We start from the raw sequence: 23,007 nt of genomic DNA on the forward strand, positions 1-23,007 counted from the left end.
AGGAGGTACGATTAGTCTAGTCATAAGAGACAGCTTCGTGCCTTCCGCTACAATAAACGGTATGTAAAAAATCAGCAACGTATGCTTCTAGAAAAAACAAATAGGAAAGAAGATTAACTCCTTTCCTAAAGATTTCATATCGTATGGTTTTGTAAGATTTCATACATCGATTGCTTTTCCGATTATCTGAATGTCTCGATAGATTTCTTCTTTTACTTTTGGATCCTTACAATTTTTGTAATCTGTAAATAACTGACCAAGTCGCTCAATTAGACTTAAGATTTCCAAATTACTCATGGTTACCTCCTCATTGTAAGGGAAGTATAAGGATTCACCATCGTTACCAATTAGATTCAGTTTTATGTAACCTGGTGTTTACTAATTTAAAAATGACTATTCGGAATCCGTTTAGTCATTTCCATCATAATCGGTAGCTGGCTGGCGTGGTATCTTATACTTTAGCCCCTATAGCTTTGCGTCTCCACTTTTCAATGGATTTGCCTTTATCAATTTATATAGACTATACAATTAATTACATTATAACACTTTAATTATATTAATTTCAATAGTAATCTCTATAACTATGTTTATTTATTTTTTTCAAGGAATATGGGAATGAGTATGGAATATAAGAGAAGAGGCTATTAACTAGTCATTTAATTTTAGTTTATGGGGGGATTTCTATGTCAAACAGAAAAATTTTGTTAGCTAGCCGACCAGTTGGCATGCCAACTGAAGAAAACTTTAAATTTATCGAAACAAGTACTCCGGAAATCGGGGACGGAGAGGTATTAATCCGGACCGTCTATCTTTCTGTCGACCCTTATATGCGTGGACGTATGTCTGATGCGAAATCCTATGCTGAGCCTTATAAAGTAGGCGAACCAATTATTGGAGGAATTGTTGGAAAAGTAACGGCTTCTAAAAACTCCCGATTTGAAGTCAATAGTTTTGTAGAAGGCCGGCTAGAGTGGGCGGAGTATAATGTATCAGATGGTAGCAATATCCGGCACCTCAATCCTGAATTGGCCCCGGTTTCAACCGCTTTACATGTGCTAGGAATGCCTGGGTTGACTGCGTATTTTGGTTTGCTCCATATTGGTCAGCCGAAGGAAGGAGAAACGGTCGTTATTTCGGGAGCTTCTGGGGCTGTCGGGACTATCGTCGGTCAAATTGCTAGATTAAAAGGTTGCAGAGTGGTCGGCATTGCAGGCTCAGATGAGAAATGTGAGTTTCTATCAAATGAATTAGCCTTCGATGCAGCAATCAATTATAAAACGACTCCAGACCTCTTTGAATCACTAAAGGAAGCCTGCCCAAATGGAGTAGATATTTATTTTGATAATGTCGGTGGAAGTGTTTCAGATAATGTGATGAAACTTATAAACTTTCAATCAAGAACGATTATTTGTGGCCAGATTTCTCAATATAACCTTGATAAACCAGAAATGGGTCCTAGAGTGATGGACAAATTACTAAAAACTAGTTCGTTGATGAAGGGGTTCATTGTAAGTGACTTTGCTGAGCATAATAAAGAAGGCTTAACGAATCTATCAAAATGGGTGAAAGAAGGGAAAATCACTTATCGTGAAAATGTTGTTGAAGGCTTCGATAACACGGTAGATGCCTTCCTAGGCTTATTCCGGGGTGAGAATACCGGTAAGCAGTTAGTAAAAGTTTCCGAAGAATAAGGAAAGAAAAACATGATTAAAAGTACCTCCACATCTCTAGTGGGGGTATTTTTATATTGTTCTTAGGTCTGCTGCTTGTCGAAAAAGAGGATATAAAGATGGTGTGCAGAAAATAACTAAGATTCAGAAAAAAGAGGTGGAGAAACTTGGAAACATCTATACCAAAACTAAGTCAACGAAAGACACACCGTTGGAAAAAGATCGCTCTTTGGTCAGGGGCGGTACTAGTGGTACTTTTAGTGGTTGTATTTATCGGCGGAAACTTATTTCTATCAAGAGGATTACCGAAAACGTCAGGCGAAATGACGCTTGCTGGATTGAGTGCGCCTGTACAAGTTATTAGGGACTCTTATGGGGTGCCGCATGTAAAAGCTAAAAATGAGCAGGATCTGTATATAGCTCAAGGCTATATACAAGCTCAGGATCGGTTGTTTCAAATGGATCTAAGTCGAAGGCAAGCATCTGGGCGGTTATCCGAGGTTATCGGGGATTCTACAGTCAACAATGACAAGTTTTTTCGAACATTGGGATTGAGAAGAGCAGCAGAGGCATCCTATGACCAGTATACAGAGTCCGGCAAAGCTGTTCTTGGTTGGTTCGCTGATGGAGTCAATTTATATATGGAAGAATTAAGAAAAAGTAATAAATGGCCGGTCGAGTTTACGCTTCTTGGTTATAAACCTGAGCCGTGGACTCCAGTAGATTCGTTAACGATTGGAAAGTATATGGCCCATGACTTAGGAGGACACTGGGAGAATCAAGCATTTAGACAATACTTACTTCAAAACTTTTCTGAGGTGGAAGCCTATGATTTGTTTCCAACTTACCCCGAAGACGCTCCATTTATTATTAGCAAAGCAGAGTTGGATATTGAAAAAAGTTTTGCGAGTGCAGTGATTCCACATGAATTCAATGGTAGCAATAACTGGGTTGTAAGTGGAGATAAAACAGCTTCGGGGAAACCATTACTTGCTGATGATCCTCATCTTGGTTTAGCGACACCATCGATATGGTATCAAATGCATTTAGAAGCTCCAGAAGTGAATGTAAGCGGTGTTATATTTGCGGGTATCCCGGGAATTATTCTAGGTCATAACGAAAAGATTGCATGGGGTGTGACAAACACGGGTCCAGATGTTCAGGATTTATATATTGAGAAAAGGAATCCTGAAAAAGAGGATGAATTTTTGTATTTGGACGAGTGGGAAGAAGCAACTGTTATCAGTGAGCCAATAAAAGTAAAAGACGGAAAAACCATTGATTATGATGTAACGATTACGCGTCATGGTCCGATATTATCAGAATTTGCAGGAGACATTGGGAACAATACCGTATTGAGCCTAAAATGGACAGCACTAGATCCGTCGGCGGAGCTTGAAGCTGTATTAAATATGAACAAAGCGAGTAATTGGGAGGAGTTTGAAAAAGCTCTTGAAAAATTTGAAACACCCGCACAAAACTTTGTTTTTGCTGCGGAAGATGGAACGATTGCATATAAAGCGAATGGAAAAATTCCAATTCGCAAAGGGAATGGGCTACTCCCTGTCCCAGGATGGAATGATGAGTATGAGTGGACTGGGTATATTCCATTTGATGAACTACCACGTGTTGTGAACCCGAAGGAGGGTTTCATTTCAACAGCAAATAATAAGGTGATTTCTGACGATTATCCTTATCATATTAGCAACCATTGGGCACAACCGTATCGTCAGATGAGGATTCAGGAAGTTTTGAAAATAGATGACAAGTTAAAAGTAGAAGATATGCAATCTCTTCAGATGGACCAAAAAAACCTCCAAGCACAAGAATTTGTACCGGAGTTTCTAAGTGTACTCGAAGGGGTCACAGATGAAAGGCAGAAGCAAGCTTTGGATGTATTAAGAGACTGGGATTATATTGATACAAAGCTTTCAGCTGCACCACTCATTTTTAATATTTGGATGACAAAAATTCCCGAAGTTATTTTCCAAGAAAAGATACCTAAGGAAACTTTGAAATTATTCCAAGGCCAAAAGCAAGTAGTCGATGAGCTAATTAGAGATGCTTTAAGTGGAGAATCTGGTCCTTGGATCAACAAAGCAGATGGTATAGCAATGGTTTTAAAGGAATCGTTGAATCTAACATTAAATGATATTGAACAGACTGCTGGCAATAAATTAGAGAAGTGGAAATGGGGAGATTTCCATCAGGTTCAATTTAATCACCCGCTCTCAAGTGTATCACCTCTGCAATATTTGTTTAATTCTAAGGGAGGAGTGCCTACAGGTGGAAGTAGTGTTACCGTCCAAGCGGCGGCCTTTACAAGGGACGGTACGGTTAACCATGGAGCATCGTGGCGGTTTGTTGTTGATATGAGCGACCTCATGACAAGCTACCATCTTGTAGGACCAGGACAATCTGGTCATGTGAAAAGTAAATGGTACGATAATCAGTTCGAGGAATGGATAGAGGGTCAGTATCATCAAACGACTTTAAGCGTTCCTGAAGGGGAAACATTAACATTAATTCCACAATAAAAACAAAAGCGATGGGGGTCTCCATCGCTTTTTTAGTTTTTGTTATTTCCTTAATGGAAACTCATATTCTGTCTATTTTAGGAAATAATACAAACGGATTTGTAGATAGCTTATTCCTGTCCTTTTTTCCTTGAGGCAACATTAGTAGGATTCGAAAAAAGAAACGAGGTTATGATGATGGATTTAAGTTGGATATGGAAAGCAATCATAATTGTACTTGGAGGAACTGCCTTATTACGAATTGCTGGGAGGAAATCCATTTCGCAGATGACCTTGGCGCAAACTGTGATTATGATTGGTATTGGGTCATTATTAATCCAGCCACTAGCAGGGAAGAGTATCTGGACAACTCTTGGTGTAGGAACGGTTCTTGTTATTACCCTGTTTTTTATGGAAATGGCACAAGTTAAATCAGATACAATTGAGAAACTTATCACAGGGAAGTCTAAGGTAATAATTGAAAACGGGCAAATTAACGAAAAAAACTTACGAAAACTGCGGTTTACGGTAGATCAGATGGAAATGAATTTAAGGCAACAAAACGTGACGAGAATAAGTGACATTGAGTATGCCACATTAGAGCCTAATGGACAGGTTGGGTATACACTAAAACAGGAAGCGCAACCAGTGACCTATAAACAATTCCAAGCGCTTCAGCAAGATATCCAGCAAATAAAGGATTTACTGCTACTTCCAACAATTCCACAACAACAAAGTCAGTCGGGTAATAGTCAAAATCTATTTACTGAGGTTGATCGAAACGCTCATAATGAAGATGTGCCGCCCAAGCATTTGCAATAATAAAAAAAGCTGCCTTCAAGATGCAGCTTTTTTTATTGATTTGTTCAGTTATTCGTTTTCTGTTATTTTTTCTCTCCAAGCCAGTTTGTGAGAATCTTGGCATCTGTTTCTGAAACGAGACCGCTTGGCATCATTCCTTTGCCGTTTTTAATGGTATCTAGAATCTCTTCCTTTGATCTTTGATCACCGATTGTGTTCAATGCTGGACCGCTTCCACCCTCAAGCTTAGATCCGTGGCATGTGATGCAGCTCTCTTTATAAATTTTCTCCCCCGCTTCGGCAATCGAGTGGGTACCATGTGAGTGTACTTCCTCACTCGTAAGAGCGACACCGCCGCCAAGTGCTGAGTATGGAATGAATTGAATTTCATGCGGAACCCCTTCAGCAGGGATCTCTGTAATCAATTCGCCATTTTCTGTATCCCATACTTGTACACCACTGACAACTTCACCCCCCAACTGGTAATTATAGCGTTGGTCCATTCCGTGATTTAGTGTCCATAGCTCACCACCATCTGGACTAATACCGGTATGTGCAGGTATGGTCGTTCCAGTTGAATTCCAGATGATCTCATGTGTTGTTGTATCTACCTTATAAATTTGGTTTTTCCCAGTGGTTAAATATCCAAATTTTCCATCGGGACTAAAAGAGATATGGGTTGGTCCTTCTTCAAACTGAATTTTATCGGTAATTTCTAATGTTTCAACATCGATTATAACTATGCTTTTAACATCTCCTCTGACAGCCGCCCAAACTTGTTTTCCATCTGGAGTTAAGTTAACTCCGTGTAGGCTAGCTCCCACGGGGATATCCTTAACAACCTCATTCTTTTTCCAGTCAATGACGGTCACCTTATCTTCTTGGTCAACACTCACAAACAGGTAAGGCGAGTCAATAGCCTTCCCGTCCCAATACATCGAAGGGGAAATATAGTCAGTCCCCTTCCCGGTCGGAAGGTCTTTGATTTTCTTTTTTGCTTCAATGTCTATAACTGACACAGTATCGCCATATTGGTTTGCGACATATAGGTATTTATCATCCGGTGATAGGGCTGAGTGATGACCACCTTTTCCAGCTGGAACTCTCCAAAGTTCTTTAAAGGTAGTAGGGTCATATGCAATGACGTAAGAAGGATCATCGTAATTGAACCAATCCACCGTGAACATTAGCTTGAAATCTTTCGTAAAGGTGATAGCATGGGTATCATGCAGGTTCGGATATCTTTGTTCCGTCCGTTCAAGCTTCGGACCACCAGCATCGATTGTTGTGACTAGTTTATGATATTTAGCATCGATGACCCATAATTTATTGCTCGAACCACCTCCTACAAAGGCAATGCTTTCACTACCGAGCTTACCGCCTGCTAATTTTACTTCAAAATCTTCTGCAGAAGTGGTTGTTTCTTTTGTTTCAGCCGACACTTCTTTTGGCTTTTCGGTTGTTTGACCCGGCTGAGAACAGCCACTAAATAATAATAAAGAAGCAATTGCAAGTGGGACAGAATAGGTTAATAATTTCAGTTTATTGGGCATATGTGATTCTCCTTAACATCATTTAATAATTAAATCATGCTGGAAAAATATGCAGAGAATATCGAGAAACGTTTACCTAATCATGAACACGGTGAAAAAGTTTTATTCTATGGCAAATATGTGAATATGAAGTAAATTGGGGGGGCGAAATGGAATCCTTTTTTCCTGATCTTCTTTTATTAGCAATCATTTTAAGTCTTTTACTAAATATCTTCATCGCAATCGCTGGAGTAGTACCAAGTACCTTTCTTACAGCTGCCAATATTCTTTATTTTGGTTTTAAATATGGTTTAGTTATTTCGATTATTGGCGAGGCTCTGGGAGCGGTGATTAGTTTCTTTTTATATCGAAAAGGGGTGAAGATACTTGAGGAAAAAGTCAGACTAAAACGAAGCAGTCGGTTGATTGAGAGGCTGAAGAAAACGAACGGTGCTGAAGGAGTCCTGCTTGTGCTTGGTTTAAGAATTTTTCCTTTTGTACCTTCAGGGCTTGTAACCCTTGCTGCCTCCATAAGTCAAATGAAGTTGGGCACTTTTGCAATAGTAAGCACACTGGGGAAAGTTCCGGCTTTGTTTATTGAGGCCTATTCGATTCACACTGTGATTAATATGAAAACAGAATTCCAAATAGGACTTGCTTTATCTGCAATTTTATTAGTTTTTATTTATTATTTAATGAAAAAAGCAAAGAATATGATTAGTTGATGATGAATTAAAACTGAAGTATTTATCATTTCGTAGCTTAAAAAATCTAACAGCATGATTACTGTTAGATTTTTTAGTTTTTACTATAGCCTTGAAAACATTTGTTTTAACAATTGGAGTGTATTTAATTGTTCGTGCAAGGAGCTCTTAGGGGCAACATCTTTCATATTTTGGTCGATAAAGTGATTATAACGATGCTGCAAGGAGGCTTGTTGTGAAGCCATGTGAAAATGAATGTTTCGCACATTATCTGCTTTCATTCGTAATGCGGAACTGAAATTATCGTGTGCCATTGTTTTTGCTGTGTTACTTAACTCCAACGCGATGTTGATATCCTTATTTGCTAAATTAGTTTCTGAACATTGGATGGATACAGGTTCAAGATTATTAAGATCTCCTACCGTGATATTTTCATTATAGTTTGGATCGATTAGTAAAAGCATAATTTTTACATGATTTCTCATGATAACAATTTGTTCATAAATAATTTGTTTCAATATGTGGCTATCAACTGTACAAAAGGCAGACTCAAGTCTTGCTAGTACTCCTTTATGAATATTTAAATGTTCTACCATTAGGCTTAGATCAATTGATTTTAAAATCATTTTTACATCCATCCTTTCAAAACTATGTTTATTTTTAGTAAAAGGTAAACATGACACAGAAAAGAAAGGATTCCATAAATAAAATAGTGACAAAAAAATGACAATGGGTAATTTTAAAGCATTTTTGAAATATCTCCATACTTTCTTCATGAATCCCTTTTATAGTTAGTAACAGAAGGAAATTTAATAAAAAAGGAGATAAATAATATGAAAAAAACAGTTGGTACGTTTATGTTAACAGCAGCTTTATTAGTAGGGGGAGGTACAGGTCTTGCTTCAGCAAGTGAAACTCAAGATGTTCAGTCTGATATACAAGTGGAACCAAAGTGTGAAGGTTCGAATTTTGGTCAGATGAAGCAGCATATTGAGGAGATGCACCCTGACCTTACAAATAAGGAAGTAATTGAACATTATAAAAACATGCACGGCACAGGTGGATCTTCAAAAAGTAATAACTTTCAAATGATGTAAGGAAAAGCAGCTGAGAAATCAGCTGTTTTTTTTGTACGCTGAAGAGTGCCTTTAGCTTTTTACAGAATAGGCAAAAGGTAAATAAAAGAAATTACATGTGAACAATTTTTGAATAACAGTTTTAACTACTTTACATACTATAGAGGGGTATAGTAAGATTGCTTTATCAAGGAGGTGGTGTAATGGAGATCATTGAGCCTAAAGTTGTTCTGGATTCTTGTGATGGAGGCTGTCATTCCGAACATTCTGAACGTAAGAGTCACCATTCGGATAAGTTAAAAACCAATATGGTCACAAGACTTAATCGTATTGAAGGACAGATTCGGGGAATAAAAGGAATGATTGAAAAGGATACTTACTGTGATGATGTCATTACACAGATTTCCGCAACGCAAGCAGCACTAAACAGTGTTGCAAAGATTCTTTTGGAGGGTCATATGAAAAGTTGTGTGGTTGAACGTATCCAAGAGGGTGACGATGAGGTTGTGGATGAACTTCTAGTTACAATTCAAAAATTAATGAAAAAATAATCGGTTGAGAGGGGATTTTCTCATGGAAAAAGTAACTTTAAATGTAACAGGAATGTCTTGTGGTCATTGTGTTAAAGCGGTAGAAGGCAGTGTAGGTGCTCTTGAAGGTGTTAATTCTGTTCAGGTAAATCTTGATGCAGCAACAGTGGAAGTTGAGTTTAACAGCGGAGTTGTGACTATTGAAAAAATCAAAGAAACAATTGATGACCAAGGGTATGATGTAGCTTAAATCTAATGGAATAGAAAGCGTGCTAATTTTTTAGCACGTTCCTTTTTATAAATCTATATACCCTGCATAGGTATAGGGGGATAAAATGATGAGTCAAAATGCAAAGGAAACTACCTTACAAATTTCAGGTATGACATGTGCGGCTTGTGCGGTCAGAATTGAAAAGGGATTAAAAAAATTGGATGGGGTGGAAGACGCCTCGGTCAACTTAGCTTTGGAACGTTCCTCAATCAAATATGATCCATCCGTGACGAATGTTGCTGCTTTGGAAAAAAAGGTGAAGGATCTTGGTTATGATGTAGTTACCGAAAAATCAGAGTTTGAAATTACAGGTATGACATGTGCCGCCTGCTCAACTAGAGTTGAAAAGGGGTTAAATAAGTTGCCAGGAGTTTCAATCGCAAATGTCAATCTTGCCCTTGAACGGGCAACGGTTGAGTTTAATCCTTCGCTTGTCTCAAAAGCGGATATTATTAAAAAGGTAGAGTCATTAGGGTATGGAGCACATATAAAGGAAGAAGAAAAAAGCCAGGAGACCGCAGATTATCGCCAGTTGGAAATTGAAAAACAAACGGGTAAATTTATTTTTTCAGCGATTTTATCGCTACCCTTGCTATGGGCCATGGTTGGACATTTTTCGTTTACGTCCTTTATTTATGTACCCGACATGTTCTTAAATCCATGGGTACAGTTTGCCCTTGCAACACCTGTCCAATTTGTAATAGGGAAGCAGTTTTATATTGGAGCATATAAAGCATTGAAAAATAAAAGTGCAAACATGGATGTCCTAGTGGCACTGGGGACTTCTGCAGCCTATTTTTACAGTCTTTATTTGTCCAATGCTTCCATCGGAACAAATGCCCACATGGTTGAGCTTTATTATGAAACTAGTGCTATTCTAATAACGTTGATCATATTGGGAAAATTATTTGAAGCTAAAGCTAAAGGGCGTTCTTCAGAAGCAATTAAAAAGTTAATGGGATTGCAGGCGAAAACAGCCATTATCGAAAGAAATGGAATCGAACAAGAGGTATCACTTGAAGAAGTAGTCGTTGGGGATGTTGTTCATGTTAAGCCAGGTGAAAAAATCCCAGTTGATGGAGTGATTGTCGAGGGACAATCAGCCATTGATGAATCAATGTTAACAGGGGAAAGTGTTCCTGTTGATAAAAAATCAGGCGATGAAGTAATTGGTTCAACGATTAATAAGAATGGGTTTTTAAAGATTGAAGCCACGAAGGTGGGAAGAGATACTGCACTAGCACAAATCATTAAAGTGGTTGAAGAGGCGCAGGGTTCAAAGGCACCCATTCAGCGACTTGCGGACCAAATATCAGGCGTGTTCGTTCCAATTGTTGTTGGGATTGCCGTGATTACCTTTTTGGTTTGGTACCTCTGGATGGTACCTGGAGATTTTGCTGAGGCATTAGAAAAAATGATTGCTGTATTGGTTATTGCTTGCCCGTGTGCATTGGGACTTGCGACACCAACCTCGATTATGGCAGGATCTGGTCGTGCCGCGGAATTCGGCATTCTATTTAAAGGTGGAGAGCATTTGGAAATGACTCACCGAATTGAAGCCGTTATTTTAGATAAAACGGGAACCGTGACAAACGGAAAACCAGTTTTAACGGATATACATGTAGCGGGTCCGTTTGCAGAAGAAGATTTCCTTGCTCTCGTTGGCTCTGCAGAAAAGCAATCTGAGCACCCACTTGCAGAAGCGATTGTTGTAGGAATTAAAGAAAAGGGAATCACCTTAAGAGATGTGGAGTCATTCGAGGCGATACCTGGTTTTGGAATAAAAGCTAGTATTGAAGGCAAAGAGCTATTAGTTGGCACAAGAAAACTCATGAATAAGTATCAAGTAGAGATTACAAAGGTCCTAGGGAACATGGAGGCCCTTGAACGGGAAGGAAAAACAGCCATGTTGGTGGCCATTGATGGCGAGTTTGCTGGTATCGTTGCCGTAGCCGACACAATTAAAGAAACGTCAAAAGCTGCTGTAAAGCGAATGAAAGAGATGGGTCTTGACGTCATCATGATTACAGGGGATAATCAGCAAACTGCAAAAGCGATAGCTGCTGAGGTTGGCATTGACCATGTTATTGCTGAGGTCCTTCCTGAAGGGAAAGCAGAAGAAGTGAAGAAGTTGCAGGCACAAGGGAAAAAGGTTGCTATGGTCGGCGATGGAATCAATGATGCTCCTGCCCTCGCTGTAGCCGATATCGGGATGGCAATAGGAACAGGTACGGATGTTGCCATGGAGGCTGCTGATATTACGCTGATTCGTGGTGATCTAAACAGTATTGCTGATGCGATATTCATGAGCAAAAAGACAATTCAAAATATCAGACAAAACTTATTTTGGGCCTTTGGATATAACACCCTAGGTATTCCTATTGCCGCATTAGGCTTCCTAGCACCATGGCTCGCTGGTGCCGCGATGGCATTCAGTTCTGTTTCAGTTGTCTTGAATGCCTTACGGTTACAGAAAGTAAAATTATAAGGAGAGTCCAAGATGGTAAAAAAATGGACGATTGCAGCAATTGTATATTTGTTAGTAGTCATGGGTGGATATGGGATTTATTCCAAAGCGTTGGAGCCAGATACTCCACAACATCCAAGTGAGGAAATCGGACATTAGGTGTTCGAGATTTTAAACGATTAATGATTGAGTCTCTGGAGTTCTACTTAATTTATTGAAATAGCAAAGGCCAAACCGAATAGCAGGTTTGGCCTTTGAAAATTTTTGATAACCAATAACAATAAAGAAAGGTTTATTGTTATTGGTTATTTTTAAATTTCTTCATACAATCTCAATATTTTTGATTTATGATATAAATAGTTGGGCTGGTAAATTTGTTTAGGAGAATGTGGATGAAAAGACGTTTTAAAATGAACAGCATTTCAATAAAGCTTGGAATTCTTTTTAGTGGAATATTTATTGGATTATTTTTTATTTTAGGATTCATTTTATATAGTGCGTTTACGAATTTATTTATTGATTATATCAAGCAGGATTTGGTTGTTCGGGGTAATAACCATGCAAATGTTCTGGAGAAACAGTTTCATCAAGAGACCATTGAGCATGTAGTGAAAATGGAAACCGATGTTACAACCGATGTCTTGATTGCTGATTCTAATCAAAATATTCTTGCATCTTCTGTTGTGCCTGATGAGGATATGAAAGAACATATGCTTCATAGTGATGAAATACATAAGGGGGGACTCATTGAAGAGGATTGGCGAGAGCATGATTATCTAATATCCATTTCTCCAATTGGAAATTATCAAGGTTATGTTTATATGTATTACCCGACGAGTTTACTACGTGAAATTGTTGTGGTGCTTAATATTGTGATGATTGTTACCAGTTTTGGGATTGTTCTATTAGCTTTAGCGCTAATTGGATTTATGTCACGGATGTTAACAAAGCCACTGATTACGATGAAGGAAGCAACCAATAAAATGGCCCTAGGGAAATATAAACAAATAATTCCAGTCAGTGGCAATGATGAATTAGCTCAACTTGGGGAATCGATTCAATCTCTAGGGGAACAGCTGCAAGAATTTGACGATAGCCGAAATGAATTTCTTGCAACAGTTTCTCATGAACTCCGTACCCCTTTAACGTATATCAAAGGGTACAGTGATATTTTAACGAAAGGGATTATCACAAAACCGGAAGAGCAAGAAGAGTATTTAAACATCATTAATAAAGAAGCAAAAAGAATTACCTTTCTTGTCAATGACTTATTAGATGTGAGCAAGCTACAGGTAGGGAAATTTGAATTGAATAAAGAAACAGCAAATATAAATCCCGTTATCCAAAAAGTGATTATAAACCTTAAGCCAGAGGCGGAAGAGAAGGGGGTTGCTCTATCAGCTGAGCTTTTAGATGTCCCAGATACTTCTATTGATGTCCAAAGAATGGAACAAGTGATCTACAATCTTGTCGAAAATGCAATCAAATATACAATTGAAGGTGGAATTACGGTTCTTACTTATACAACGAACGATTTTGTAGCAATTGAAATTAGCGATACAGGTATTGGGATTCCAGCGGACCATCTTGAACAAATCTGGGACCGTTTTTATCGTGTTGACAGTTCCAGGACACGGAAAACTGGGGGAAGTGGATTGGGTCTGTATGTCGTGAAGAATATCATTCAATCACATGGTGGTGATATCAGAGTAGAAAGTACGGAAAATAGCGGGACAACTTTTACAATTTACCATAAATAATCAAAACTGGAGAAAAAAGAAGATGAAAAAAATTCTGGTAGTTGACGATGAATTTCCAATGAGACAGCTGTTAAGGCTGTATTTGCAGCAAGAAAATTATTTGGTGAAGGAAGCGGAAAATGGCAAAGAAGCTTACAATCAGATTGTTAGAAATGACTATGATTTGATGATCCTTGATGTGATGATGCCTGTGTTGGATGGCTGGGAAACGATAGAGAAAGTCCGACAAATATCAGATATCCCTGTTATCATGCTGACTGCAAAAGGATCAATTCAAGACAAAGTAACCGGTTTATCGAGTGGGGCCGATGATTATTTGGTTAAGCCCTTTGATGAAGCAGAATTGATGGCAAGGGTTCAAGCATTATTGCGTAGGTCTAAACAAAACCAAGTTCAACCTGAAACTGAGTCTGAAACGATTCACTACCTAGGGGTAAAATTAAACCTTGCCGCTAGGGATGTTTCCTTTGATCATAACAAAATTAATTTGACTCAAACTGAATTTGATCTCCTTCGTTCTTTGCTTGAACATAAGGGCAAGGCGCTATCCAGAGAGCAACTGGTAGAACTAGTGTGGGGGATTGAATTTATGGGAGAAGATCGAACGGTCGACTCTCATATTCGGAATTTACGGGATAAATTGAAGGCAGCAGGAGTCGATAAGTCATTTATTAAAACGGTTTGGGGAATCGGCTATAAAATAGAATAAAGGTGATCATATGAGACGGCATTTACCGATGATGATTCTAATCTTTTCTGCTGCATTTGGGATTTCCTTTCTACTTTCTGTTTTTAGAATGGTTTGGTTTCCTCCAGTATCCATGGGGATGATGATGGGGAAAAGTATGATGTTTCACCACTTATCCTATTGGTTAAGGCAAACTTTTTTATTCGCGTCCTTAATTGCACTCATCGTGTCAATGATATGGGTCTGGCTAAAAACTAAACAAAACAAGTGAACAAAAAATAACCTCGAATGAGGTTATTTTTTGTTCACTTGACGCCCACTTTTTTTCTGACTTTGTGATTGAGTATTTCCAACTTGAAATTCAGTTCCTAATTCAATATCATTTCGATTATCTTGTTTCTCGATTTGTTCTCTCGTTTGATTTTGATGTTGTCTGCCTTGTTTTGACATGTACATTCAACTCCCTTTTTGAAAGTATCAATTTTAGTATGCTCTAGTGGAAAGAAATTAACTTATTCCGTTGCTCAAAATAATATTCCTTAAAATGTTGGTTACAGGGTATACCTTTTAACCTTTCCTATATGAATTTTTAGTAAATAGGCATTGGACATTCACCTAGTCTGTCTGCACAAATAATATATTCATACAAAGGCTAAATACGTTTTAAGGAGAGAAAGTATGAAAAAGGTATTGCTTTTCAGTGACCCAGGAATTGATGATGCAATTGGGATTATTTACGCATTATTACATCCGCAAATTGATTTAGTTGGAATCGTAACTGGTTATGGAAATGTTGACGAAAAACAAGCGACAGCCAATGCATCCTATCTACTACAATTGGCCGGGAGACCAGATATTCCCGTTATTAGAGGAGCCACAGGCCCATTTTCTGGGGAGGTGGTCACCTATTATCCAGAAATCCACGGGGAAGACGGCTTGGGGCCAATCCGTCCGCCCGAAAACCTAGTCACAAATGTACACCGGTTTGGTGCCGTGCATGAATTAATAAGTAAAAACAAAGGGGATTTGAGTATTGTTGATACGGGAAGGTCAACTTCCTTAGCCGCCTCATTCATCTTGTCTGGTACGGAACTGCTTCACTCAGTGAAGGAGATTTACTTGATGGGTGGTGCGTTTAACTACCCTGGAAATGTAACAGCGGTGGCAGAGGCAAATTTTCATGGAGATCCTATTGCGACGGATCTTGTATTGGAGAAGGGGAGAAATATAACCATTATCCCACTTAATGTAACCAATCGCGCTACAGTGACCACACAAATGCTTGATACCATTGCTGTTTATCAATCCAACCCTTTTTCGTCTCTAATGAAACCGATTATTGAATTTTATATTGATGCCTACAAGAATTTGATTCCTGGTCTTAATGGCGCACCGATGCATGATTCAGTTACACTCTTTGCACTTGTAAATCCTCAATATTTTCACTATATTCCGCGTCGAGTTAGAGTCGATACATCCGAGCTTTCAAGGGGGAGAACGATTGCGGATTTTCGAGCAAAACCTGATGATGAACCACCCGAGACACTCGAACGGATTGCGATAGACTTTAATTACCAAGCTTTTGCAAATGACTTTATGAATATCATGACGAGGAGAGTTACAAGGTATTAATAAAATAAAAACTGCCCCGAGACAACTAGCTCAGGGCAGTTTAATCTATAAATTGATAGTAGGAAGCCCTTTTTAGGGGAGAAGATAAAGTACGGAAAAGAAGTGACAAATCGTCCCACCTAATACGAACAAATGCCATACCGCATGATGGTGTTTGAATAGCTTCCACATATAGAAAATCGCACCGACTGTATAAAGAATTCCCCCGATGGCTAATAGTAGCAAAGCACTGGGGTGAAGATTGGCAGCTAAATCATTCCAAGCAAAGACGATTAACCACCCCATCACGACATAAAGAATTGTAGAAGTAAATAGGTATTTTTTTACGAAAAACGATTTAAAGATGGTCCCACCGACGGCCATACCCCAGACAATCCCGAATAATGTCCATCCTATCCAACCTTGCACTGCAAGGAACAAAAATGGAGTATAGGTTCCAGCAATAAAGAAGTAAATGGAAGAATGGTCCATAATTTCAAAAATATCTTTGGCGCGGCCGGGACGTAGCGCATGAACTAGGGTGGAAGAGGTATATAAAAGAACCATCGTCACCCCAAATAAGGTAAAACTGACAACATGCCAGGCTGTCCCATAAAGAGAGGCAAAAACGATTAATATTACAAGCGCCGCAACGCTAAGCAAGGCACCGATGCCATGTGTAATTGAATTTGATATTTCTTCTTCTTTTGTAAATACATGTGTAGTTGCCAAGAGTTATCAATCCTTTCATAACCATGCTAAGCATAAATTAAGGATATTTAGCATTTGTTGTTTGAACGTTTATGACCATCAACTAATTAAAAGTTAATGAATGGTCTCATTATATTCCTTTTCTATAGCCTTTGCTAGTGACGTCTGTCATGGTTAGCCCGCTCACAACCGTCAGAATCTTAAAAGAAACTCTGAAAGAAGGAATGGAGGCTAAACAAGAAAATAGCCTGTTACACAGGTCTTTGAAGACAGTGTAACAGGCTATTTGTTCTTAAATCATGAAGTAAACATGCCTTCTTGATTCCTAACGGGTCCGACAAATTCTTTTAATACTCTTTGTTGTTCATCTGTAAGTGGAATCATCGGCAAGCGAACTCCGCCAACGTCAACCCCATTCATATTCAAGGCAGCTTTTACTGGAGCCGGACTAGGTGCCGTAAACAAGGCTTTGATTGTTGGAAGAAGTGTACGATGCGTGAAAGCAGCTGATTGAATTTTTCCGTTTTTAAAATTCGTAATCATTTCCTGCATCTCATTGCCAATGATGTGGGAGGCAACGGAAACGACACCAGCACCGCCGATGGATAACACTGGTAACGTCATACTATCATCGCCGCTATACAAAGTGAAATCGCTAGATGTCCTGCTGATAATTTCTGCCATCGCATCTAAATCTCCGCTTGCCTCTTTAATGCAAACAATATTATTAATCTGTGAAAGTTGAACAACCGTATCAACAGATAGATTAACAACACTTCGACCAGGAATATTGTAAAGCATAACAGGTAGGGGAGTGGCATCTGCTATGGTTTTAAAATGTTGATATAAACCTTCTTGTGAGGGCTTATTATAGTAGGGAGCTACGAGCATAATCCCATCAACACCGGCTTTTTCAGCTTCCTTTGTTAAGGAAATTGAGGCCCTAGTATTGTTCGATCCAGTTCCCGCGATGACAGGGATTCTTCCTTCGACCACTTCGACAACGAATTTAAATAACGAGATTTTTTCCTCTGTTGTTAAAGTAGGGGATTCTCCAGTTGTCCCAGCGACCACAATTCCATCAGTTCCATTTTGAATTAAATGATTCACTAAATTTCTAGTTGCATCAAAATCAATATCCCCATTTGCATCGAATGGAGTCACCATTGCTGTTAATACTTGGCCTAAATTTATCATTTTTCTCCTCATCCTTTTCATTAAATTTTCTATTCGTGGAGAAGGACCTCAATGGTAAACGCAAAAAAGCAACAACGAGGGTACGCTGTTGCAGTAGAAACAATCTAATAGATATCGCTTCTGCGCGTAAGATAGCCCTCCATATAGTCTCCTATATGACAGTCCTGCATTTATTAAATGACAGAACCAACTTCAAGAAAAATGAGATTCTTGAAGCTTCGGCAAATCCCCCTTTCGGCAATTATCATCGGACCTCATTATCCTCAAATTGCTTACTAATGGTCTATGCACCTCTATCCTCACTTCAAAATGATTGAAATAAGAAAGTATGTAGTTATCTGTAATATAACAGAAATAGACATGAATATCAAGGTGAAATTTCCAGAATTCTTATACATATGAGGAAATAAAAAATATACAAACGCTTTCATAAAAAGAGTTATACTATTATTAGAAATTATAATTCTATAACCTTTATATAGAAAGGCGATAACGGTATGTTCAGTAAAATTAGAAAATGGAATACGTTACGAAACCAGATTTTATTTATCTTTATACTTGTGATGGTGATTGTTTTATTGATTGTGAGTCTTTTAACTTTAAACCAAGTTTCCTCACTATTGAAAAATAATGCTGAAAAACAAATACAACAAGTAGCAATAGAAGCAAACGGTAGATTTGAATCGTTGTATGAGCAAATAAACATGGCATCTAAGCTTGTGATTACAAATACTGGAGTTCAAGAACTGTTAACGAAGGAATATGACGGAAAAGAAATAACTTTTCATGATCGGCAAAGCTTAATGGGGTTTACAAATATTATTACAGCAAACACAGACGGAGTTTTTTCTTTTCAGCTATTTTCAAATAATCAAAATCGAGTGCTTCCTTTAGACGAGGAAAGTCTATTAAATAGAATTGATGAAAACTGGATTGAACAAGCAAACAAGGCAAAAGGTCGCTTAGTTTGGGTAGGTCTAGATCCAAATGACAAAAATAATTTTCTTGCGCTTCGAAGAGTAAATTTAATGGAAAGACAATATCGGAATGGTGGTTACCTCCTAATTAGTATTTACCGTGAACATTTTCAATTTACAAATAAGGACTTAACGGATGAAACTAACCAGTACTCTATCCTTTTAAACCAAGAAAATCAGCCTATCGTATCCAACTTTCAGGGCGATATTAGCCCAATTATTAATAGTGGACAATCAATTGTTCAACTAAATGGTAAAGATTATATAGTTACCAAACAATCCTCTAAGGTTACAGGATGGACAGTTCTAATTTTAACGCCCGTTAGCGTACTCACAGACGGAATTTCAGGAATCCGTACAGGGATTATATTATCTGGGATTGCGGGCTTGATTATTTTTACAATTAGTTCCTTTTTCCTTTCAACGGTCATCACGAGTCCAATCGTCAAACTAACGAAAACGATGCAACGTGCCGGAGATGGGTCTTTACAATCAAATCCTAGCACAACTTCTGTTTATGAGGTGAATGAACTAAATAGTACTTATAATCAGCTCGTGAAGGAAACGAATCATTTAATTCAAATGGTCTATCAAAAAGAAATCCTAAGAAATAGAAGTGAACTCAAAGCACTTCAAGCGCAGATAAATCCGCATTTTCTGTTTAACACTCTGGATGCTCTTCATTGGTCACTTGTAGAAAAGAATGAAGATGAATTATCTGAACGAGTACTCGCGATGTCTGATTTATTTCGCTACACAATTACAAAGGAAACAGACGACGAATGGGTTTTTATAAAAGATGAAATGAAGCATATTGAAGACTATATGGATATTATGACAATGCGTTTTGGCGATCGATTACAGTGTAAGATTGAAGTTCCGCAAGAGTATCAGTTTGTGAGAATTCCTAAACTGATTATTCAACCATTAGTTGAGAATGCTATCCTACACGGTGCTGGAAATAAACTTGGCCAATGTCAAATCTCCGTATCCGTTGAAAAGGCTGATGTTGAAACTATCAAGATTTCTGTCACGGATGATGGTCCAGGGATGGACAAAGAAAAACTAAATTCTATTTTAAAGTTAATGAAAACTGGGGAGGCCCCTCCGATAAATGGGAATGGGAAAGGGATGGCTATTTCCAATGTCTATAAGCGCCTTAAACTTTATTATCAAGAAAATAAAGAAACAGAACTTTCAGTCAGTAGTGCAATAAAAAACGGAACGCAAATTTCATTTATAATACCTACAGATGGGGGAGAATAGCTTGGTCGCGAAAAATATCTTGATTGTCGATGATGAACATAGAACAAGACAAGGCCTTCAAAAAACCTTGGAAAACTGGAATGATGGTTCCTATTCAATTCTCGCTGCAGCTAACGGCGAAGAGGCTCTTGCGCTGATTGAGAAAAGAAGAATACATATTATGATTACGGATATCAGAATGCCTGAAATCACTGGGTTAAAACTCGTTAATTTACTCAAAGAAAAAGACATGTCTCCTGTGGTAATTGTAATATCTGCCTATTCAGAGTTTGAATATGCGCAGGAGGCTTTAAGGTTAGGGGTAGTCAACTATCTCCTGAAGCCTATAGGCAAAAAGAAGTTAATCGAAGCAGTGGAGGAAGCCGTTGCTGTTCTGGCGAAACAAGAAAGGGCAGGAATTATTGAAAGGGTTGTGGATGATAAAATTGTCCATGCGACAACGAAGAGGGATTCGACTCGAGATACAATACGAGAGGCAATGGTTTATATTGGTCAGCATTTAAAAGATGATATCAACCAAAAGGATGTTGCCGCTCACGTTCATTTGAATCCAAGTTATTTTAGTGTTTTATTCAAGGAGCAAGTAGAGCTGACTTTTAGTGAGTATTTGACGAGACGACGGATTCAACGTGCCAAGGAATTAGTCATCTCAACCACCCTTCCAATCAATGAAATTGCAGAGGAATCCGGCTATAAAACCGCAAAGTATTTTATAAAGATCTTTAAGGAACTGGAGGGGATAACCCCTAGTGCCTATAGAAAGTTAAATCGTGAACCATCTTTATGAATGACGAAGAAAATCACTCATTCAGATTAGGGAAGTGGAAATTTATTCACAAACCTAAAAAAAATGGTATTTCTCCTAATCGTTGTTGCCTTTTTAGATGAGAACTAGGGTGATAGACTTTAAGTTGTAAGGAATTACTGATAAATAGAAAAAAGGGGGTTTCGAATTGATGAAAAAGAAAGCGTTTTCTGTAGCGATGTCTCTTGCTTTACTAGGCGGTCTAGTATTAGGCGGATGTTCATCATCAAGTTCGTCTGAAAATGAAGGAGAGTCATCATCATCAAGTGGTGATAAAACAGTTGTGAAAATGATGCATCTATGGCCGGAAGGAAGTTCGAAGGCGCAGTTTACCATTGTGGACGATATCATTAAAGCTTATGAGAATGAGAATCCTGATGTAGACATTCAAACTGAAATCTTAGCAAACGAGCAATACAAGGAAAAAATCAAAGTTCTGTCTGCTTCTAATGAGCTTCCAGATGTAGGGATTACTTGGGCAGCGGGGTATATGCAACCATTCGTTGAGGGGAATATGTTTGCGCCTTTAGATGATGTACTTGATGCCGGGCTTAAAGATCAATTTGTACCAGGTACAGTTGAAGCATTCGCACTTGATAATAAAACGTATGGTTTACCTCTTGAATTAAATATTGCGCCAGTCTACTACAATAAGGAGATCTTCGCAAAATATAATTTAGAGGTTCCAACTACTTATGATGAATTTTTAAATGTAGTTAAAACATTAGCTGATAATGGGGTTACTCCAGCAACAGTAGGTAACAAAGATCGTTGGACTGGTTCAATGTGGTATATGTATCTTGCAGACCGCATCGGGGGACCTGAAGCCTTAAACAATGCCATCAATCGCACAGGAAGCTTTGAAGATCCAGCTTTAGTAAAAGCTGCTGAAGAGCTAGAAAAGCTTGTAGAGATGGGTGCTTTTGTTAAAGGATATAACGGATTATCAAATGATGAAGCGAAAGGTCACTTTATGAATGAACAAGCAGGAATGTATATCATGGGCACTTGGGAGTTGCCAAACTACACAACTAGCCCTGATGTTCCACAGGAGTTCAAAGACAAAATTGGTTACTTTAAGTTCCCTACCTATGAAGGTGGAAAAGGGGATATTGATAGTTTTGTAGGTGGTCCTGGTGTTGGACTGTTTGTATCTGAAGAATCTAAAGTTAAAGATGTAGCAAAAGATTTTGTTTCTTACCTAGTTGAAGAATGGGGTAAGCGTTCGGTAACAGAAGCAGGTGTTATTCCTGCTACAAAGGTTGATACATCAGGTGCAGACCTTGCACAATTGTACATTGACATTCTTGATGACTTAGGTAGTGCATCGAACATTACCTTATACGCGGATGTTCAAATGTCAGCTGGCGTTGCAGATGTTCACTTGAACATGATTCAGGCATTGTTTGGTGGAGAAGTAAGCCCTGAAGAGTTCGCTAAAACACAAGAGGATGCACTTGCTGCGGAAGAATAAGAAAAGCATAAAAAGAGGGCATATTGCTTAATATGTCCTCTTCTTCATAGAAAGGAAGGGCAAAACATGAGAAATGTAATGTCTAATAAATTTGTCATTACCCTTTATACGCTTCCGGCATTACTCCTTATTCTTGTTCTTATCTATATCCCGATTGTATTAACAGGCTATTATGGTCTAATGGATTGGAACGGAATAGGTGAAATGACCTTTATCGGTTTGGATAACTATATAAAGTTGATGCAAGATGGAAAGTTCTGGACTAGTGCCGGCCATTCTTTTCTACTGGCTCTTTTCTCAACACTTAGTCTACTCATTTATTTAGCTATTTCACTAGTTTTAGCAAGTAAAATAAAAGGAGCTGACATCTTAAGAAAAATTTACTTAATCCCAATGTTATTATCATCTGTTGCCATTGCCCAACTTTGGTTGAAAATTTTTGATCCATCGAACGGAATGGCAAATCGTTTGCTAGAGTTTTTTGGAGTGCAAAATACTCCAATATGGCTTGCCGATCCAAACATTGCGTTGTATGCGATTTTTATTCCAATAGTTTGGCAGTATGCAGGGTTTTATATCCTGATTTATTATGCAGCGTTAAAAAATGTTCCAGAAGAGATTGTTGAAGCAGCAAAAATTGATGGTGCAACCCCATTACAGATTGCTTTTAAAATCAAAATCCCACTGATTTCTGGGGTATTTAAGGTAACGATTATGCTTGCAATTGTTGGGTCACTCAAATATTTTGATTTAATTTACGTTATGACAGGTGGCGGACCGAACGGGGCAAGTGAAGTAATGGCCTCGTATATGTACAAAGAAGCGTTTAAGTTGAATAATTTTGGTTATGCGAGTGCAATTGGTTTTGGTTTACTTGTCATTTGTCTTGGTATGACATGGTTAACTTCGAGATTAACGAAATCTAAAAATGACGATGTTCAATATTAAGGG

General features: G+C 38.3%; 22 protein-coding genes and 2 riboswitches. Of the genes, 16 read left to right on the forward strand and 6 right to left on the reverse strand.

Translation table 11 applies throughout. From position 1 onward, the window contains the following. Positions 1-159: 159 nt before the first annotated feature. Complete coding sequence (locus tag LG336_RS12785; RefSeq protein WP_404332885.1) at positions 160-297, reverse strand: hypothetical protein; 138 nt, start codon at positions 295-297, stop codon at positions 160-162. 129 nt (positions 298-426) lie between these two features. Next, positions 427-512, reverse strand: a riboswitch (cyclic di-GMP riboswitch). Between the two features lie 171 nt (positions 513-683). Here LG336_RS12785 and LG336_RS12790 point away from each other — a divergent pair. The 3 genes from LG336_RS12790 to LG336_RS12800 all read left to right on the forward strand — a co-directional run bounded on the left by LG336_RS12790 (position 684) and on the right by LG336_RS12800 (position 5,008). Then, positions 684-1,691, forward strand: a complete 1,008-nt coding sequence (locus tag LG336_RS12790) for an NADP-dependent oxidoreductase (RefSeq protein ID WP_404332886.1) — start codon at positions 684-686, stop codon at positions 1,689-1,691. A gap of 158 nt (positions 1,692-1,849) precedes the next feature. Continuing rightward, a complete protein-coding gene (locus LG336_RS12795; protein ID WP_404333151.1) occupies positions 1,850-4,207 on the forward strand; it encodes a penicillin acylase family protein in 2,358 nt (785 codons plus the stop codon). A 177-nt stretch (positions 4,208-4,384) separates the two neighbouring features. Further along, a complete protein-coding gene (locus tag LG336_RS12800) occupies positions 4,385-5,008 on the forward strand; it encodes a DUF421 domain-containing protein (protein WP_404333152.1) in 624 nt (207 codons plus the stop codon). 62 nt (positions 5,009-5,070) lie between these two features. Here LG336_RS12800 and LG336_RS12805 read toward each other — a convergent pair whose 3' ends face one another. Further along, a complete protein-coding gene (locus LG336_RS12805) occupies positions 5,071-6,540 on the reverse strand; it encodes a c-type cytochrome (protein WP_404332887.1) in 1,470 nt (489 codons plus the stop codon). Between the two features lie 149 nt (positions 6,541-6,689). Here LG336_RS12805 and LG336_RS12810 point away from each other — a divergent pair, with 149 nt between their 5' ends. Then, the gene (locus LG336_RS12810; protein ID WP_404332888.1) at positions 6,690-7,244 is read left to right on the forward strand and encodes a TVP38/TMEM64 family protein; all 555 of its coding nucleotides are present in this window, start codon (positions 6,690-6,692) and stop codon (positions 7,242-7,244) included. An 83-nt stretch (positions 7,245-7,327) separates the two neighbouring features. Here the strand turns inward: LG336_RS12810 and LG336_RS12815 are convergent, their stop codons facing one another. Then, positions 7,328-7,849: a hypothetical protein gene (locus LG336_RS12815; RefSeq protein ID WP_404332889.1), complete on the reverse strand. Its 522-nt coding sequence runs from the start codon at positions 7,847-7,849 to the stop codon at positions 7,328-7,330. Between the two features lie 207 nt (positions 7,850-8,056). On the opposite strand from LG336_RS12815, the gene LG336_RS12820 reads away from it, so the two are divergent. The 7 genes from LG336_RS12820 to LG336_RS12850 all read left to right on the forward strand — a co-directional run bounded on the left by LG336_RS12820 (position 8,057) and on the right by LG336_RS12850 (position 14,036). After that, entirely contained in the window at positions 8,057-8,320 is a 264-nt protein-coding gene (locus LG336_RS12820) for a hypothetical protein (RefSeq protein WP_404332890.1), read from the forward strand. 182 nt (positions 8,321-8,502) lie between these two features. Beyond that, positions 8,503-8,850, forward strand: coding sequence for a metal-sensitive transcriptional regulator (locus LG336_RS12825; RefSeq protein WP_404332891.1), 348 nt, complete (start codon positions 8,503-8,505; stop codon positions 8,848-8,850). Between the two features lie 22 nt (positions 8,851-8,872). Then, the gene (gene copZ, locus LG336_RS12830; protein ID WP_404332892.1) at positions 8,873-9,079 is read left to right on the forward strand and encodes a copper chaperone CopZ; all 207 of its coding nucleotides are present in this window, start codon (positions 8,873-8,875) and stop codon (positions 9,077-9,079) included. An 88-nt stretch (positions 9,080-9,167) separates the two neighbouring features. Beyond that, on the forward strand, positions 9,168-11,588 hold the full coding sequence (locus LG336_RS12835; protein WP_404333153.1) for a heavy metal translocating P-type ATPase: 2,421 nt from the start codon (positions 9,168-9,170) through the stop codon (positions 11,586-11,588). 12 nt (positions 11,589-11,600) lie between these two features. Further along, positions 11,601-11,726 (forward strand): hypothetical protein, encoded by a 126-nt coding sequence (locus tag LG336_RS12840; protein WP_404332893.1) that lies wholly within the window; start codon positions 11,601-11,603, stop codon positions 11,724-11,726. Positions 11,727-11,959: 233 nt separating this feature from the next. Then, positions 11,960-13,327 carry a sensor histidine kinase gene (locus LG336_RS12845; protein WP_404332894.1) on the forward strand — a complete coding sequence of 456 codons (1,368 nt, stop codon included), beginning with the start codon at positions 11,960-11,962 and terminating at the stop codon, positions 13,325-13,327. Positions 13,328-13,349: 22 nt separating this feature from the next. Next, entirely contained in the window at positions 13,350-14,036 is a 687-nt protein-coding gene (locus LG336_RS12850; RefSeq protein ID WP_404332895.1) for a response regulator transcription factor, read from the forward strand. Positions 14,037-14,309: 273 nt separating this feature from the next. Here LG336_RS12850 and LG336_RS12855 read toward each other — a convergent pair whose 3' ends face one another. Beyond that, positions 14,310-14,465 carry a hypothetical protein gene (locus LG336_RS12855; protein ID WP_404332896.1) on the reverse strand — a complete coding sequence of 52 codons (156 nt, stop codon included), beginning with the start codon at positions 14,463-14,465 and terminating at the stop codon, positions 14,310-14,312. A gap of 228 nt (positions 14,466-14,693) precedes the next feature. Between LG336_RS12855 and LG336_RS12860 the strand changes: the two genes are divergently transcribed. Then, positions 14,694-15,647: a nucleoside hydrolase gene (locus LG336_RS12860; protein ID WP_404332897.1), complete on the forward strand. Its 954-nt coding sequence runs from the start codon at positions 14,694-14,696 to the stop codon at positions 15,645-15,647. A 72-nt stretch (positions 15,648-15,719) separates the two neighbouring features. Here LG336_RS12860 and LG336_RS12865 read toward each other — a convergent pair whose 3' ends face one another. Further along, complete coding sequence (locus tag LG336_RS12865) at positions 15,720-16,358, reverse strand: hemolysin III family protein (protein ID WP_404332898.1); 639 nt, start codon at positions 16,356-16,358, stop codon at positions 15,720-15,722. A 276-nt stretch (positions 16,359-16,634) separates the two neighbouring features. Then, positions 16,635-17,531, reverse strand: coding sequence for a 4-hydroxy-tetrahydrodipicolinate synthase (gene dapA, locus LG336_RS12870; protein ID WP_404333154.1), 897 nt, complete (start codon positions 17,529-17,531; stop codon positions 16,635-16,637). A gap of 127 nt (positions 17,532-17,658) precedes the next feature. Next, a riboswitch (Lysine riboswitch) is annotated at positions 17,659-17,838 on the reverse strand. 193 nt (positions 17,839-18,031) lie between these two features. Between dapA and LG336_RS12875 the strand changes: the two genes are divergently transcribed. The 4 genes from LG336_RS12875 (at position 18,032) to LG336_RS12890 (ending at position 23,004) form a co-directional block, all read left to right on the forward strand. Further along, on the forward strand, positions 18,032-19,777 hold the full coding sequence (locus LG336_RS12875) for a sensor histidine kinase (RefSeq protein WP_404332899.1): 1,746 nt from the start codon (positions 18,032-18,034) through the stop codon (positions 19,775-19,777). Position 19,778: 1 nt separating this feature from the next. Then, complete coding sequence (locus LG336_RS12880) at positions 19,779-20,564, forward strand: response regulator (RefSeq protein ID WP_404332900.1); 786 nt, start codon at positions 19,779-19,781, stop codon at positions 20,562-20,564. Between the two features lie 169 nt (positions 20,565-20,733). Beyond that, a complete protein-coding gene (locus tag LG336_RS12885; RefSeq protein WP_404333155.1) occupies positions 20,734-22,056 on the forward strand; it encodes an extracellular solute-binding protein in 1,323 nt (440 codons plus the stop codon). Between the two features lie 66 nt (positions 22,057-22,122). Further along, complete coding sequence (locus LG336_RS12890) at positions 22,123-23,004, forward strand: carbohydrate ABC transporter permease (RefSeq protein ID WP_404332901.1); 882 nt, start codon at positions 22,123-22,125, stop codon at positions 23,002-23,004. Positions 23,005-23,007: the final 3 nt, after the last annotated feature.

The organism is Mesobacillus maritimus, from assembly GCF_044803185.1.
GTDB lineage: Bacteria > Bacillota > Bacilli > Bacillales > Cytobacillaceae > Mesobacillus_B > Mesobacillus_B maritimus_B.

Coding starts and splice junctions, on each gene's coding strand:
- LG336_RS12790 (WP_404332886.1), top strand. CDS start 684: ATGTCAAACAGAAAAATTTTGTTAGCTAGCCGACCAGTTGGCATGCCA.
- LG336_RS12855 (WP_404332896.1), bottom strand. CDS start 14,465: ATGTCAAAACAAGGCAGACAACATCAAAATCAAACGAGAGAACAAATC.
- LG336_RS12805 (WP_404332887.1), bottom strand. CDS start 6,540: ATGCCCAATAAACTGAAATTATTAACCTATTCTGTCCCACTTGCAATT.
- LG336_RS12885 (WP_404333155.1), top strand. CDS start 20,734: ATGAAAAAGAAAGCGTTTTCTGTAGCGATGTCTCTTGCTTTACTAGGC.
- LG336_RS12785 (WP_404332885.1), bottom strand. CDS start 297: ATGAGTAATTTGGAAATCTTAAGTCTAATTGAGCGACTTGGTCAGTTA.
- LG336_RS12800 (WP_404333152.1), top strand. CDS start 4,385: ATGGATTTAAGTTGGATATGGAAAGCAATCATAATTGTACTTGGAGGA.
- LG336_RS12820 (WP_404332890.1), top strand. CDS start 8,057: ATGAAAAAAACAGTTGGTACGTTTATGTTAACAGCAGCTTTATTAGTA.
- LG336_RS12835 (WP_404333153.1), top strand. CDS start 9,168: ATGAGTCAAAATGCAAAGGAAACTACCTTACAAATTTCAGGTATGACA.
- LG336_RS12890 (WP_404332901.1), top strand. CDS start 22,123: ATGAGAAATGTAATGTCTAATAAATTTGTCATTACCCTTTATACGCTT.
- LG336_RS12860 (WP_404332897.1), top strand. CDS start 14,694: ATGAAAAAGGTATTGCTTTTCAGTGACCCAGGAATTGATGATGCAATT.
- LG336_RS12845 (WP_404332894.1), top strand. CDS start 11,960: ATGAAAAGACGTTTTAAAATGAACAGCATTTCAATAAAGCTTGGAATT.
- LG336_RS12815 (WP_404332889.1), bottom strand. CDS start 7,849: ATGATTTTAAAATCAATTGATCTAAGCCTAATGGTAGAACATTTAAAT.
- LG336_RS12840 (WP_404332893.1), top strand. CDS start 11,601: ATGGTAAAAAAATGGACGATTGCAGCAATTGTATATTTGTTAGTAGTC.
- LG336_RS12825 (WP_404332891.1), top strand. CDS start 8,503: ATGGAGATCATTGAGCCTAAAGTTGTTCTGGATTCTTGTGATGGAGGC.
- LG336_RS12875 (WP_404332899.1), top strand. CDS start 18,032: ATGTTCAGTAAAATTAGAAAATGGAATACGTTACGAAACCAGATTTTA.
- copZ (WP_404332892.1), top strand. CDS start 8,873: ATGGAAAAAGTAACTTTAAATGTAACAGGAATGTCTTGTGGTCATTGT.
- LG336_RS12850 (WP_404332895.1), top strand. CDS start 13,350: ATGAAAAAAATTCTGGTAGTTGACGATGAATTTCCAATGAGACAGCTG.
- LG336_RS12810 (WP_404332888.1), top strand. CDS start 6,690: ATGGAATCCTTTTTTCCTGATCTTCTTTTATTAGCAATCATTTTAAGT.